The sequence below is a fragment of the Acinetobacter sp. 826659 genome (genome assembly GCF_000588515.1).
Taxonomy (GTDB): domain Bacteria; phylum Pseudomonadota; class Gammaproteobacteria; order Pseudomonadales; family Moraxellaceae; genus Acinetobacter; species Acinetobacter pittii.
Map to the genome: position 1 here is coordinate 297839 of NZ_JFYD01000006.1, position 15546 is coordinate 313384.

Here is a 15546-nt window from a genome sequence, read left to right on the forward strand (position 1 = left end):
TGCATAGCTTCAACCTTTGAGGCTATGCACTTCCATTATTTAAAAGTCGATACCATCTGAATCATCGATCGGATTCTGATCGAGCGTGAAAACGGTACGTTTATATGGAATACCTTCAAGATCATACACCTGATAAATACAATCAAACAAAAGCTGTAAGTCTTCACTTCGGTCCATTGCACGAGCAGTAATAAAAATCGGACTGACTGCGCCGTTATCTAAAATCGGAATATAGTTTAAATGAGGAAAGCGAATAGTATCGGCACTAGCAGGAATAATACAAATCCCTTCTCCCGCTGCGACTAAGCCCAAAGCCAATTGAATTTCCCGTATTTCATGCAAATTTTTCGGAACCAAACTATGCTCAGCAAAGATGTTTAAAAGCTGGGTGGAAAAATTAGGTTTTGGTGAAGTGGGATACATAAACATCTTTTCATCAATCAAGTCAGCTAGATATACCCCTTCCGTACGCTGTGCAATGGGATGGCTGGTATGTGCAGCAACCACCAAACGCTCTTTACGTAAAAGAATTCGTCTCACAGCAGGATCACTAATTCTTAAACGTCCAAAACCGACATCAATACGTCCTTCTTTTAATGCCTGTAGCTGTTCAGTCGTACTTAACTCCATGAGCTGAATATTCAAATGGGGTTGCTGCTGACGAAATAAATAAATGATTCGCGGCAGTAAACCATAGAGTAAAGACCCAACAAAACCAATGGTCATACTTCTTTCGATGAGACCAATACGCTTGGTCATACTTTTTATTTCTTCAGCATTCGACAAAAGTTTAACGGCGTGCTGATAAAAGAAATGCCCTGCTTGTGTGGTTTGTAAAGGACGGCTTCCTCGCTCAAACAGTTGAATGCCAAGCTCGCTTTCCAGATTTTGAATCTGTCGACTCAAAGGTGGTTGAGCAATAAATAGTTTTTCGGCTGCCTTTGTAAAGCTCTGCTCTTCAACAACCGCCACAAAATACCGTAAATGTCTTAGTTCCATAAGGTTTCCATACCTTTAAGATATAAAAAAATGCAAATTCAGTCTTAGACACAGTTTAACCATTCTTTTAAGGTATATACAAGCAACAAACCGATGAAGTGATGAATTGCTTTGTGAACAAGCCTTCTTGCCAATCTTCCAGTTATTCATCTTCATCAATTCACGGTTAAACCCAGCGCACTCATGCGCTTCATTGACAATATTAGGATATCAAGACCTTGTAGATCGTAGCTAAGGCCTTGGTGACTTCCACACTTTTGGAAAGTCGGAGAACGGACATGCCACGTATTCCTGTAATCAATACTAGCCATCTTGACCGTATTGATGAATTACTTGTCGATAACATCGATACAGGTGAGTTTAAACTTCATCGCTCAGTGTTTACTGACGAAGCTCTTTTTGACCTCGAAATGAAATATATCTTCGAAGGCAATTGGGTTTACTTAGCACACGAAAGCCAAATTCCAAACAATAATGACTACTACACCACTCATATTGGTCGTCAACCAGTCATTATTGCCCGTAACCGTAATGGCGAACTTAATGCCATGATCAATGCGTGTTCACACCGCGGAGCACAACTTTGCCGTTACAAACGTGGTAATAAAGCAACGTATACTTGCCCTTTCCACGGCTGGACGTTTAACAACTCAGGTAAATTGCTCAAGGTTAAAGATCCAAGTGAAGCAGGCTATTCTGACTGTTTTAACCAAGATGGTTCACACGACCTTAAAAAAGTGGCTCGTTTTGAGAGTTACAAAGGTTTCTTATTTGGTAGCTTAAATCCAGATGTTCCTTCACTTGAAGAGTTCTTGGGTGAAACCACCAAAATCATCGATATGATTGTTGACCAGTCTGAACATGGTTTAGAAGTTTTACGTGGTTCATCTACTTATACCTACGAAGGCAACTGGAAACTCACTGCTGAAAATGGTGCCGATGGTTATCACGTTTCTGCTGTTCACTGGAACTATGCAGCAACGACCCAGCACCGTAAAGAAACTCAAGCTGCCGATAACATTCGTGCGATGAGTGCAGGTTCTTGGGGGAAACAAGGCGGTGGCTCGTATGGCTTTGAAAATGGTCACATGTTGCTGTGGACACAATGGGCAAACCCAGAAGACCGTCCAAACTTCCCGAAAGCAGACGAATACACCGAAAAATACGGCGAAGCCATGTCGAAATGGATGATTGAGCGATCACGTAATCTTTGTCTCTATCCAAATGTTTATTTGATGGATCAGTTTGGTTCGCAAATTCGTGTACTTCGCCCACTTTCGGTTAATCGAACTGAAGTCACCATTTACTGTATCGCGCCTAAAGGTGAAGCACCCGAAGCTCGTGCACGTCGTATCCGTCAATATGAAGATTTCTTTAATGCATCAGGCATGGCAACACCAGACGATTTAGAAGAATTCCGTGCTTGTCAGGCAGGCTACGCAGGAATTGCACTTGAATGGAATGACATGTGCCGTGGTTCAAAACATTGGATTTATGGACCAGACGATGCAGCAAATGAAATTGGTTTAAAACCCATGTTAAGTGGGATTAAAACTGAAGATGAAGGCCTGTATCTGGCCCAACATCAATATTGGTTACACACTATGAAACACGCGATTGCATCAGAGAAAGAAATTGCTGATCAGGGAGAAACAGCATGAGTGCTCAAGACAAAGCAACTTTAGAAAATATTGCTCAGTTTCTCTATCGTGAAGCTCGTTTTTTAGATGATGAACAATGGGATGACTGGCTTGAATGTTACGCACCGGAAGCTTCTTTCTGGATGCCAGCTTGGGACGACGACGATAGATTAACTGAAGATCCACAATCTGAAATTTCACTTATTTATTATCCAGACCGTCAAGGTTTAGAAGATCGTGTGTTCCGTATTAAAACTGAGCGCTCATCTGCAACCATGCCGGACACACGCACAAGCCACAATATTGCCAACGTTGAAGTCGTAGAGCGCGACGGCGACAAGGTTACTGTTCGCTTTAATTGGAATACTTTGAGTTTCCGTTACAAGACAAATTACAGCTATTTCGGTATGTCACGTTATGTGATCGATTTTTCAGGTGATCAACCAAAGATCTTGAGCAAGTATGTCGTTTTGAAAAATGACTACATCAATCAAGTGATTGATATCTACCACCTTTAAGACATACCCCCTCAGTTAAACGGACTGTTGGCTGAGGGTAAAAGTTTCAAATATTTTGTAGGATACATGCCATGTCAAACCACAATGTTGCACTTCAATTTGAAGATGGTGTTACACGTTTCATTAACGTAGCTCAGGGCGAAACCCTATCTGACGCAGCCTATCGCCAAAAAATTAATATTCCTTTGGATTGCCGTGACGGTGCATGTGGAACTTGCCGCGCATTTTGCGAATCCGGCAGTTATGACATGCCAGAAGAAACCTATATTGAAGATGCATTAACCCCAGAAGAAGCTGAGCAAGGTTATATTCTTGCTTGCCAATGTCGCCCAACTTCCGATGCAGTATTCCAGATTCAAGCATCGTCAGATGTTTGCAAAACTGCAATTCATAGCTTCCAAGGTACATTAGCCCGCGTTGAAAACTTATCAGACTCAACGATCACATTTGATATTCAACTTGATGAAGGTCAACCAGATATTCATTTCCTTGCAGGTCAATACGTCAACGTTGCTATTCCTGAAACTGGTGAAACACGTTCATATTCATTTAGCTCAAAACCGGGCAATCGTTTAACAGGCTTTGTGGTCCGTAACGTACCGAATGGCAAAATGAGTGAATTCTTAAGCAAGAATGCTAAAGCTGGTGACAAAATGACATTTACCGGACCATTCGGTAGCTTCTATTTACGTAATGTAGCGCGTCCTGTACTGATGTTGGCAGGCGGTACTGGCATTGCCCCATTTATGTCGATGTTACAAGTGCTTGAAGAAAAAGGTTCAGAACAACCAGTTCGTTTAGTCTTTGGTGTCACCAATGACTTTGATTTGGTTGCTCTAGAAAAACTCAATGAGTTGCAGGCGAAATTCCCATGGTTTGAATATCGAACTGTGGTCGCAAGCTCTGAGAGTAACCATGAACGCAAAGGCTATGTCACTGGTCATATTGAAAGTGAATGGTTAAACGGTGGCGATGTCGATGTTTATCTATGTGGCCCAGTGCCAATGGTAGAAGCGGTACGTGGTTGGTTAGAAACTGAAAATATCAAACCTGCTAATTTCTTGTTTGAAAAGTTCTCTGCGAATTAATAGGTGGAGAAGTTATCTATGTCAAACCGTCAAAGATTTACTAATAAAGTCGTGATTGTTACGGGTAGTGCCCAAGGTATTGGTCGTGGTGTGGCACTGCAAGTTGCAGCTGAAGGTGGACAAGTCGTCATGGCTGACCGCTCTGAATACGTTGAAGACGTTCTCAAAGAAATTCAGAGTACAGGTGGTGATGCTGTTACGATTAATGCTGACCTAGAAACCTATGCAGGCGCGCAAGCGGTTGTTGCAAAAGCCATTGAACATTATGGTCGGGTAGATATCCTGATTAATAACGTAGGTGGCGCGATCTGGATGAAACCTTTTGAAGAGTTTTCCGAAGAAGAGATCATTAAGGAAGTAAATCGTTCATTGTTTCCAACGTTATGGTGCTGCCGTGCTGTGTTACCCGCTATGATTAAGCAACAGTCGGGGGTGATTGTAAATGTGTCTTCAATTGCAACCCGTGGTATTAATCGTATTCCCTACTCGGCATCTAAAGGTGGAGTAAATGCTTTAACGGCATCGCTTGCTTTTGAACATGCGAAAGATGGAATTCGAGTCAATGCTGTTGCGACGGGTGGAACCGAAGCACCACCTCGCAAAGTACCGCGAAACGCCAACCCATTAAGTCAAAATGAAAAAGACTGGATGCAGCAAGTAGTTGATCAAACAATAGATCGAACATTTATGGGGCGTTATGGCACAATTCAAGAACAAGTCAATGCAATTTTATTTCTTGCATCAGACGAAGCATCATATATGACTGGCTCGGGTATTTCGGTCGGAGGGGGAGATCAGGGGTAACCCTGATCTTTTTGCATGATTGGGTAAATAACATGATTTGCATGGAGGCAATCACACATGGCAACCCTGTTAAAGACATTAAAAAATGACTGGTCCATATCAGCAACAGTTGCTGGCTTTCTTGCGGTTTTAATTTCTTACTCAGGCCCACTGATTATTTTTTTCCAAGCTGCTCAGCGTGCTCATGTGTCCACCGATATGATGGTGTCATGGATTTGGGGAATTTCAATTGGTGCCGCCGTTTCAGGTATTTATCTTTCAATTAAATATAAAACGCCGGTCATAACCGCATGGTCTGCACCAGGTACTGCCCTGTTAGTTACCCTATTTCCAAATGTCTCACTGAATGAAGCGGTAGCCGCCTATATTACTTCTGCCATTGTTATATTCTTAATTGGCGTTACAGGTTACTTCGATAAATTACTAAAGTGGATTCCCCAAGATGTCGCTGCAGGCATGATGGCTGGTATTCTTTTTCAATTTGGTATTGGTCTATTTACCGCGTCTGATAGTATGCCTTTTATTGTCTTTAGCATGCTCATCGTCTTTTTAATTGCCAAACGTTTAATGCCGCGCTACACCATGATTTGGGTGTTAGCTGCCGGAGTTTTATTAAGCCTCATTTTGGGCAAAATGAATCCGGTTGATGTAAGTTTTAATTTAGCTATTCCACAGTGGATTAGCCCAGAATGGACATGGAACTCAACACTCAACCTCGCTATTCCTCTCATTTTAGTCAGTCTAACTGGTCAATTTTTACCGGGTATGGCGATTATGAAACTCAGCGGTTACGACACCCCAGCCAAACCTATTATTACTGTCACCAGTATTGCCTCTTTAGCTGTTGCCTGTGTCGGTGGTATTACGATTGTGCTTGCCTCAATTACCGCAGCTTTATGTATGGGCAAAGATGCACATGAACTTAAAGAAAAACGTTACATCGCAGGAATCGCCAACGGAATTTTTTATATTTTAGGAGGCTTATTTGCTGGCAGTATTGTCATGCTATTTAGCTTACTTCCTAAAGAGTTGGTGGCAGCACTGGCAGGTTTAGCTTTGCTAGGTGCTATTGCCACCAATATTTCTGTTGCCATGAAAAATGACAATCAACGTGATGCTGCACTTATTACCTTTTTAGCCACAGCATCAGGCATGCATTTTCTTGGATTAAGCTCAGTTTTTTGGGGAATTTGTATTGGTGTAATCGCACATTTCATTCTCACACCACGCTCAACTCCAGCCACAAATTAATTTTTTATCTAAGCGCCCGCCACTAAAATAAAGCCTCAATCGCCAAATCAGGATGCAAATAATTTGCTAATTCTGATTTGGCGATTTTATTTAATATAAATTAAATTTCATTTTTAAGATAAATCGCTAAAATAATTAAATAATAGACTTTAGTATTTTGTTTTTATATTTTCACTTCAATTCATAATATAAATTTAACGATATTTTTAAGTGTGATTATCATCAATAAAATCCATAAAAAAACATCTATAAAATCCCTAAAATTCTCATTATACAATATTTAACCCCATTTTAAAGACACAACAAAGACAGCTAAAAAAAATAAAAATAAATACATATTTTTCAAATAGTTAAATCAATAAAAACACAATACCTTAAAGACATAAAGATATATCAATTAGGTTTTTGACTCTAATCAAATAACAAAATAGTTTATTAAAAAATAACGCGATGCTTCACAAATTGGAGGTGAAGAAAATGGATACGAGCAAGGTTAATATTAATGAGTTAATTGATAAAGCTAGTTTTACATCTTTTCATTGGAAAGTTTTAATCTGGTGCTTACTTATTATTATTTTTGATGGATATGATTTAGTTATTTATGGAGTTGCTCTTCCTCTGTTAATGCAACAATGGTCATTAACTGCGGTAGAAGCTGGGTTACTCGCCAGTGCTGCGCTATTCGGGATGATGTTTGGTGCCATGATTTTCGGCACGCTTTCAGACAAACTGGGACGAAAAAAAACCATCCTGATTTGTGTCACCTTATTTAGCGGATTTACCTTTATAGGTGCCTTTGCCAAAGGACCAACTGAGTTTGCTATTTTGCGCTTTATTGCAGGTCTTGGGATTGGTGGCGTTATGCCAAACGTTGTTGCGCTTATGACTGAATACGCACCAAAAAAAATCCGCAGTACCTTGGTCGCAATCATGTTTAGTGGCTATGCAATTGGCGGCATGACATCTGCTCTACTCGGTGCATGGCTCGTGAAAGACATGGGCTGGCAAATCATGTTTTTAATTGCGGGTATTCCCCTGTTGCTGCTCCCACTCATCTGGAAATTTTTGCCAGAGTCTCTCGCCTTTTTAGTGAAATCTAACCATGGCGAACAGGCAAAAAGTATTGTGAGTAAAATTGCACCTCAAACTCAGGTAAACACCAATACTCAACTGGTATTAAACGAAAGTACCACAACAGATGCACCTGTCCGTGCGCTTTTCCAGCAAGGCCGTACCTTCAGCACATTTATGTTCTGGATTGCTTTCTTTATGTGCCTACTCATGGTGTATGCCTTAGGAAGTTGGTTACCTAAACTCATGCTCCAAGCGGGCTACTCATTAGGTGCAAGTATGTTGTTCCTGTTTGCACTCAATATTGGCGGCATGGTCGGTGCAATTGGTGGTGGCGCTTTAGCAGATAAATTCCATTTAAAACCTGTTATTACCATTATGTTTATTGTGGGATCAGCAGCTTTAATTCTGCTTGGCATTAATAGTCCACAATTTATTTTATATAGCCTAATTGCGATTGCTGGTGCTGCCACAATTGGCTCACAAATCTTACTCTACACGTTTGTTGCGCAGTTCTATCCAACCGCACTTCGTTCAACTGGCATGGGCTGGGCATCTGGCATTGGTCGTATTGGCGCGATTATTGGACCAGTTTTAACTGGCGCCTTACTCACACTTGAGCTTCCTCACCAAATGAATTTCTTAGCGATTGCAATTCCAGGTGTGATTGCTGCACTTGCAATATTTATGGTCAATCTCAAAGCCTCTGTTGCCGCACAAACGCCATCAACTTTTAACCCTCAAAACACGCTTACCCAGCAGTAAAAATACATGCGCCGAGGACTGGCGCATCTTTTTGGAAATGGATTATGGAATTATTTCACCGTTTTAAACCACACACTTTAGCCGTTGCCACTTTATTACTGATGTGCAGTAACTCATGGGCAGCAAATCCAAATCAGCAAACTGAAGATGAATGGAAATTCACTTTAAAAAATGCCTATATCAACCGTAATTTTGATAATGATGCACTTAAAGATACTGGTAGTTGGTCTCAGGCAGCATCGCTATTTTATAAGTCGAAAATGCATGACACCCCTCTGCAAATTGCAGACAAGCCTATTACCATTGGTGCAGATGCTTCTGTACAATACGCCGTGCGCTTGAGTTCAGACAAACACGTTGCGGACACAGTTTTGCCTTTTAATAAAGAAACTCAATCACAAGCATCTGACTTTTTAAAATACGGCGCAACTTTAAAGCTAGGTTATGACAAACCCCTTTTAAGTGTTGGTGAACTCTGGTTAGCCCTGCCTGTAACGGCTGTGGATGCGAGCCGACAATTACTTGCTTCATATTGGGGAACCAATCTTAAGTCGCAACTTTCAGATCAACTTTATGCTGAAATTGGTCGAGTGGAAAAAGTGTCGCCACGAAATGAAGAAGACTTTAAAAAGTTTTCTTTCACGGCAAATGGAATGACCAAAGAATCTGATGGCTTAAATTACATAGATCTGCGCTATCAATTTACGCCGTCTTTGAAAGGTGAATATTACTTTGGTAATTTAGAAGACCTCTACAACAAACATCATGTAGGGCTTGAGCATAACTGGAAACAATCTAATTTTGCGCTTACTTCTAAGTTTAAATACTTCAATGCAAAAGATGATGGCAATACCTTTGATATTGATGCTCAAAACATCGGGGTGCTAGAAACGCTCAAAGTAAAAAACCATACCTTTGGCTTGGGGTACCAGCAGATTATCGGTGAATCGGCTTATCCATTACCAGATGGTTTCTTACCAGAGACGTATTTCATTAACTGGAACGCTACTGGTTTCTTTAAAGAAGACGAAAAGTCTTATCATGTCATGTATGGCTATGACTTTAAAGATTATGTACCGGGCTTAAACGCAATGGTGAAATATGTTTACGGCCATGATTTTAAAGCAGCCAATGGCGAAAAAAATCATGAAACCGAGTCAAATGTGATTTTAAATTATGCGTTTCAGCAGCCATTCTTAAAAGGCGTCGCCCTGCAATATATTCGAATTGATTACAACGTTAAACATGGTAATGACTTTGGTGAAGATCGCCTGTTTGTAAACTACACCAAAAAGTTTTAATCATTTTTGATTCAATTGAAACGGGCTAATTTTAGTCCGCTTTATTATTTTCGACCCATAAAAAAACGCTCTTACGAGCGTTTTTTAATTAACTTTGCAACTTAAGCAACGTGCTTTTGTACAACAATCGAACCGACTGAATAACCAGCACCGAAAGATGAAATCACACCATATTCGCCATTATCTACTTCATGGCCTGTACGGTGTAAAGCAATAATCACACCTGCTGAAGAGGTATTGGCAAACTCATCTAGAATAATTGGGGCACGGCTTAGATCTGCCTCTTTACCAGCCACATATTTCAAGATTAATTCATTCATGTTGGCATTGGCTTGGTGTAACCAGAAACGCTTAATATCGTTTGCAGTTAACTGCATTTTTTCCAACTGCGCATTAATAATTTTTGCTACAAGCGGACAAACATCTTTAAATACCTTGCGGCCATCTTGACGGAATAGCTTGTCGTCAACAACTGCATCTTCACTACGGTTTAAGAAACCGAAGTTATTGCGAATGTTGTTTGAAAATTGAGTAAATAAATGAATATCTAAAATTTCAAAACCAGTTTTAGTAGTCGTTTCTTCAATAATAGAAGCCGTTGCAACATCACCAAAAATGAAGTGACAATCACGGTTACGATAGTCTAGGTGACCCGATGTAATCTCGACATTTACCAATAAAACACGACGAGCGCCTGAACGAATTGCATCTGCCGCTTGTTTCAAACCAAAAGTGGCAGCTGAACATGCAACGTTCATGTCGTAGGCATAACCTTGAATACCAAGTGCCGACTGGATTTCAATCGCTACAGCCGGATAAGCACGCTGCATGTTTGAACATGCCAAAATTACAACATCGATATCTTCAGCAGTTACGCCTGCATTTTCCATTGCCTGCTTCGCAGCAATCACGCCCCACTCTGCTTGAAGTGAAAGTTCATCATTTGAGCGTTCAGACAAACGAGGACGCAAACGTGTTGGATCGAGGATACCTGATTTCTCAATCACGTAACGGCGCTTAATACCAGACGCTTTTTCAATAAATTCAGCGCTAGAACCACGTAACTCTTCTAGCTCACCTGTTGCAATTTTCTCTGCATTCTCTTGGTTATATTGTTCCACATAAGCATTTAAACTGTCGGCCAGTTCTTCATTAGAAATGATTTCTGTTGGGTGAAATAACCCAGTACCTGTGATACGAATGCCCATGTAAAACTCCTAAAAAAATGAATAGGGTCTGTTAATCTTTCATTTATAAATTGCGTTGTAGGCTAAACAACAGCATAAACAGACCCCGATCTATCTTAACTGATTCCTAAACGATCCCATAACTTTTGCAGTCGAGTTGGCGAAATAGGCATCTTGGTTTTCATCGGCTGAGAAAATAAAGAAATGCGGAATTCTTCCAACATCAAATACAATTCTTTGATTTTTGGATCGTTTTTGAATTTAAATACCTTGTCCATCCATGGATCGACATCGTCAATTGCAGCATAATCTCGCTGTAGATTATTTGGCAATCGATCTAAACGCAATAGCAGTGCTTTTAAATAACGCGGGTATTCCTGCCAAAGATCGACTGGTTGGCGGTAAACAAAATTGCCAAGTGACATTAAATCTAATTGATCTTCAATATCATCAATACTGCGTCCAAACACGTCTGGATCAAGTACTAAAATCTGACGACGAATTTGTTGCCACTGAATATAAATATCACTTAACTGCTCAAGTGCTTGCTGACCATGACTCAAAAATTGCTTTTTGACTTGCTCTAGTAGTTTATTAAATTCATCTGCATTAATTGGCAAAGTTGTAATTGCCATTTGCAACGTAGCATAGACCAACATCTGCTCAAGCTTAGCTTTATCACCCAAAGGTGAATATGCCAAAGCAAGCGGTTTTGAAATCTGCTTTTTCAACTGGCGAACCAAGTCACCCAGTTGCATATGTACCAGACGAATAATACCTTCGCGGTGCTGTTTAATCGCCTCAGCTTGATCGTTAAACGTTTGAATAACAATGCCTGACTCATCTTTAGCTTCGAGGTCAGCAAAAGCTTTAGTCGGCACTAAAGCCTGATATTGTTTAACTACAACGCCCGTGACTTTATGAGAAGCCTCAAAAGTAAAGTTTTCAGGAAAGTCTTTAAACTCGCCTTTTTGCTGTTTAACTGGACGATGTGTTTCCACTCGGCAACGTGCTTTTAACTCAGGTAAATCACGCCCTTTCGCAATGAGCTTACCTTTTTCATCAATCACTTTAATGAAAGGCACCAAATATGGATCAATACGTTCAAACGAGAAATCTTTTTCGGTAATTTGCTCACCACGCAAGGCAAAAGCTAAATAACTGAAAATATGTTCACGTAAATGTACTGCATCTACCCCTTGCATGAGCTTACGAGCTGTATCAGGAATTGGCACCACATTACGACGCTTGTCTTTAGGTAAAGCTTTGAGTAAAGCCTCAATTAAATCTTGGCGCCAACCCGGAATTCCCCATGACCAAATATTTTCATCGACTTGAGGCAATGCCTGTACAGGAATTTGAACAGTAGCACCATCTTCGTCATGGCTCGGGTCAAAATGATATGTAGTTGCTAAACGCAGCTGCCCATTGTGTAAATGATCTGGGAATTGCTGCGTTGTTGGCCGATCATTGAGCCAGAGCGCATCATCGTCAATAAATAAATAACGAGGATTATTTGCTTCTACCGTTGCACGCCAGTCTTCAAAACTACGGCGACTCGCGATTTCCTCAGGAATTTTCGACGCATAAAACTGATAAATTGTTTCTTCATCCACCACCAAATCACGACGACGCAATTTATCTTCAACTCGCTCTACTTCTTCAAGCTTAAGTAAGTTGTGTTTTAAAAATGGTGGAACTGTACCCAAGTTACCAGTAGTTAATGCATCGCGTAAGAAAATCTCATGAGCAGCAGGTTGGTCAACTTTCTCAAAATTAATTAACCGCTTTGGCTCAATAATTAAACCAAATAAAGAAATTTGCGCATACGCATTGACGATCCCAGCTTTCTTAGACCAATGTGGCTCGAAATAGTGATATTTCAACAAATCGCGTGCAGCAAGTAAAATCCATTCAGGATCAATTTTGGCTAAAGTACGTAAGTACACTTGAGAGGTTTCGACCATCTCAAAAGCCATCACCCAAGAGGTATTGGTTTTGTGCAGCGTACTTGCAGGGAAAACTTTAGCCTTTTGCTGACGCACTGCCATAAACGTATTACGTTCATCAGTTTTATTTGCAATGAACGATAATAAACCTGTCAGCAATGCACGATGCAAGTTTTCATAATTCGCAGGTTTTTCATTAAAGCTGAGTTTTAAGCCTTCGGCTAACTCAACCAATTGCTGGTGTGTCTGTTTCCATTCACGTAAACGCAACCAACTCAAGAAATGCTGCTTGGCAAATTGACGGCGTTTATTTTCAGACATCCCTGCTTCGCCTTTAGGATTTAAAGTATCCCAAAGCTTCAAATAAAATAGAAAATCTGAATCCGCTTCTTTAAACAAAGCATGCTTTTGGTCAGCTTGCATCTGTTTGTCGGCCGGACGCTCACGCGGGTCCTGAACAGCTAAAGCACTTACCACAATTAAGATTTCTTTGAGTACGCCAAAATGAGCACCACCCACGATCATACGTGCCAAACGTGGATCAATTGGCATACGTGCCATCATTTGCCCGACTTTAGTCAGCTCATTTTTCTTCTCGTTAAGTGCGCCTAACTCAATCAGCAACTTACGGCCATCATTAACTAGACGGAAATCTGGTGGCTCAATAAAATCAAAGTTTTCTAACTCACCTAACCCTAAACTCTGCATTTGCAAAATAACAGATGCTAAGTTGGTTCTTTTAATTTCAGGTTCGGTAAATTCAGGACGACTTAAAAAGTCTTCTTCGCTATATAAACGGATACACACACCCGGAGCAATACGACCACAACGCCCTTTACGCTGATTGGCTGCGGCTTGAGAAATTGCTTCAATTGGTAAGCGTTGTACACGTGAACGATAGTTATAACGCGATATACGAGCAAAACCGCTATCAATCACATAACGAATATTCGGAACCGTAAGTGCAGTTTCGGCCACGTTGGTCGCAATAATAATACGACGACCCTTTCCGCCAGGGCTGAAGATCTTCTGTTGTTCAGAAACGGCTAAACGCGCATACAACGGTAAAATTTCGGTATGTCTTGGCCCGTACTTTTGCAAGGTTTCCTGCAATTCTCGAATTTCTTGCTCTGTGCTTGAGAAAATTAGAATATCGGCATGTTCTGGATGACCTTTTGCTTCTGCATCAGCAAAGCATTCTTCTACAGCCTGTACAACTGCACGAGGTAGGTTTTCTTCAAAATCATCAAACTCATCGTCATCACTTCCGCCAATATTCATTTCTGAAATTGGGCGATAAAGTACTTCGACCGGATAACTACGCCCTTCCACTTCAAAAATAGGTGCATCATTAAAGTAATTACTAAAGCGATTTACATCTAAAGTAGCCGAAGTCACGATAACTTTTAGATCTGGGCGTTTTGGCAGTAACTGCTTTAAATAACCCATAATAAAATCGATATTGAGTGAGCGTTCATGCGCTTCATCAATAATGATCGTGTCATATTTAGACAAATAACGGTCATTACCTAACTCGGCAAGCAAAATACCGTCGGTCATTAACCGTACAATTGAATCTTGCGAACCTTGTTCATTAAAGCGGATTTTAAAACCAATAGACTCGCCAAGCTTTTCGCCGACTTCTTCTGCAATACGCTGAGAAACACTACGTGCAGCTAAACGACGTGGCTGAGTATGACCAATCATCCCCGTTAAACCACGGCCCGCTAGCATTGCAATTTGAGGAAGCTGAGTGTTTTTACCTGAACCAGTCTCCCCTGCCACAATAATTACCTGATGCTTTTGAATCGCATCAATTAAGCGGTCTGCATATTGAGAAACAGGTAAATCCTGATTCAGTTTAATTTTAGGGAGACGTTCAAATCGCTGCCTTACTTTGGCATTAGATTGTTCAAATAATTTTTCAATCTCTGCTGTATTGGCTTTTTTATCTTTACGCAAACGATTTAAACGGTAACGATCTCTTGCCATCACCCACTGATCAATATTTAAATCATTCTGCACAGACAAATTTTCCTGAAAATACAACAATCCTCTATTTTACGCTCTAATGACCATAAGGTAAAACAGTTGGGTTTTTATATATTTTTAATTTTTTAAAATTTTACCCTTGAATTTTGTCTCACTAGACTTCATGTTGTTAGGCAAGTTTCTTTTACGATAACTGTCATTTGATTTACATGTTTTTGCAGTCAAATCGAATACAGTGTTTGGGGACTTAAAAATCGTAAATTTATCACTTATTCGATTTTCCGATTTTAGTCATATAAAAATACTATTTCCCCAATAAAGAATTTTTATTTATTCTACATCTCGTAAACAAGTTTAAATATAAACCTCAATCATGGAGACAATGATGAGCTTGATTAATACTGAAGTTAAACCATTCCAAGCAACTGCTTACCACAACGGCCAATTTGTTGAAGTTAACGAAACTAACCTTAAAGGTAAATGGTCTGTTGTATTCTTCTATCCAGCTGACTTCACTTTCGTTTGTCCAACTGAACTTGGTGACTTAGCTGACAACTACGCTGAATTCCAAAAACTTGGTGTTGAAATTTATGCTGTATCTACTGATACACACTTCACTCACAAAGCTTGGCACGACACTTCTGAAGAAATCAAAAAAATCCAATATCCATTAGTTGGTGACCCAACTTGGACTCTTTCTAAAAACTTCGACGTTCTTATCGAATCTGAAGGTTTAGCTGACCGTGGTACTTTCGTTATCGATCCAGAAGGTAAAATCCAAATCGTTGAACTCAATGCTGGTGGTATCGGCCGTGACGCATCTGAACTTCTTCGTAAAGTAAAAGCTGCTCAATACGTACACGCTCACCCAGGTGAAGTTTGCCCAGCTAAATGGAAAGAAGGCGAAGCTACTCTTGCTCCATCTATCGACCTAGTTGGTAAAATCTAATCTCTTATTAGATTTTAAAAACTCAAAGAACC

At 40.3% G+C, this 15546-nt stretch carries 10 protein-coding genes and 2 pseudogenes; 8 read left to right on the forward strand and 4 right to left on the reverse strand.

The window, feature by feature from the left end; all coding sequences use genetic code 11:
- Positions 1-39 precede the first annotated feature (39 nt).
- On the reverse strand, positions 40-999 hold the full coding sequence (locus J663_RS14375; RefSeq protein WP_033850555.1) for a LysR family transcriptional regulator: 960 nt from the start codon (positions 997-999) through the stop codon (positions 40-42).
- A gap of 44 nt (positions 1000-1043) precedes the next feature.
- Positions 1044-1155 (reverse strand): annotated as a pseudogene (locus tag J663_RS19095) (hypothetical protein).
- A gap of 122 nt (positions 1156-1277) precedes the next feature.
- On the opposite strand from J663_RS19095, the gene benA reads away from it, so the two are divergent.
- From benA to J663_RS14410, 7 genes and pseudogenes are all read left to right on the forward strand, one after another.
- Complete coding sequence (gene benA / locus J663_RS14380) at positions 1278-2660, forward strand: benzoate 1,2-dioxygenase large subunit (RefSeq protein ID WP_032056610.1); 1383 nt, start codon at positions 1278-1280, stop codon at positions 2658-2660.
- Positions 2657-3176, forward strand: a pseudogene (benB, locus tag J663_RS14385) (benzoate 1,2-dioxygenase small subunit). Before benA ends, benB begins: the two are co-directional and overlap by 4 nt.
- Positions 3177-3228: 52 nt before the next feature.
- Positions 3229-4245, forward strand: coding sequence for a benzoate 1,2-dioxygenase electron transfer component BenC (gene benC, locus J663_RS14390; protein WP_033850558.1), 1017 nt, complete (start codon positions 3229-3231; stop codon positions 4243-4245).
- A gap of 18 nt (positions 4246-4263) precedes the next feature.
- On the forward strand, positions 4264-5049 hold the full coding sequence (locus J663_RS14395; protein ID WP_033850559.1) for a 1,6-dihydroxycyclohexa-2,4-diene-1-carboxylate dehydrogenase: 786 nt from the start codon (positions 4264-4266) through the stop codon (positions 5047-5049).
- 57 nt (positions 5050-5106) lie between these two features.
- Positions 5107-6300 (forward strand): benzoate/H(+) symporter BenE, encoded by a 1194-nt coding sequence (benE, locus tag J663_RS14400; RefSeq protein ID WP_033850562.1) that lies wholly within the window; start codon positions 5107-5109, stop codon positions 6298-6300.
- A 477-nt stretch (positions 6301-6777) separates the two neighbouring features.
- Positions 6778-8136 (forward strand): aromatic acid/H+ symport family MFS transporter, encoded by a 1359-nt coding sequence (locus J663_RS14405; RefSeq protein ID WP_033850563.1) that lies wholly within the window; start codon positions 6778-6780, stop codon positions 8134-8136.
- A 44-nt stretch (positions 8137-8180) separates the two neighbouring features.
- Positions 8181-9437 carry an OprD family outer membrane porin gene (locus J663_RS14410; protein WP_033850565.1) on the forward strand — a complete coding sequence of 419 codons (1257 nt, stop codon included), beginning with the start codon at positions 8181-8183 and terminating at the stop codon, positions 9435-9437.
- Between the two features lie 101 nt (positions 9438-9538).
- Here the strand turns inward: J663_RS14410 and J663_RS14415 are convergent, their stop codons facing one another.
- Together J663_RS14415 and hrpA are read right to left on the reverse strand one after the other, a co-directional pair.
- Positions 9539-10645 carry a beta-ketoacyl-ACP synthase III gene (locus J663_RS14415; protein ID WP_017386352.1) on the reverse strand — a complete coding sequence of 369 codons (1107 nt, stop codon included), beginning with the start codon at positions 10643-10645 and terminating at the stop codon, positions 9539-9541.
- A 95-nt stretch (positions 10646-10740) separates the two neighbouring features.
- The gene (hrpA, locus tag J663_RS14420; RefSeq protein ID WP_033850567.1) at positions 10741-14598 is read right to left on the reverse strand and encodes an ATP-dependent RNA helicase HrpA; all 3858 of its coding nucleotides are present in this window, start codon (positions 14596-14598) and stop codon (positions 10741-10743) included.
- A 352-nt stretch (positions 14599-14950) separates the two neighbouring features.
- On the opposite strand from hrpA, the gene ahpC reads away from it, so the two are divergent.
- Positions 14951-15514 carry an alkyl hydroperoxide reductase subunit C gene (ahpC, locus tag J663_RS14425; protein WP_003652649.1) on the forward strand — a complete coding sequence of 188 codons (564 nt, stop codon included), beginning with the start codon at positions 14951-14953 and terminating at the stop codon, positions 15512-15514.
- The last annotated feature ends 32 nt before the right edge of the window (positions 15515-15546 follow it).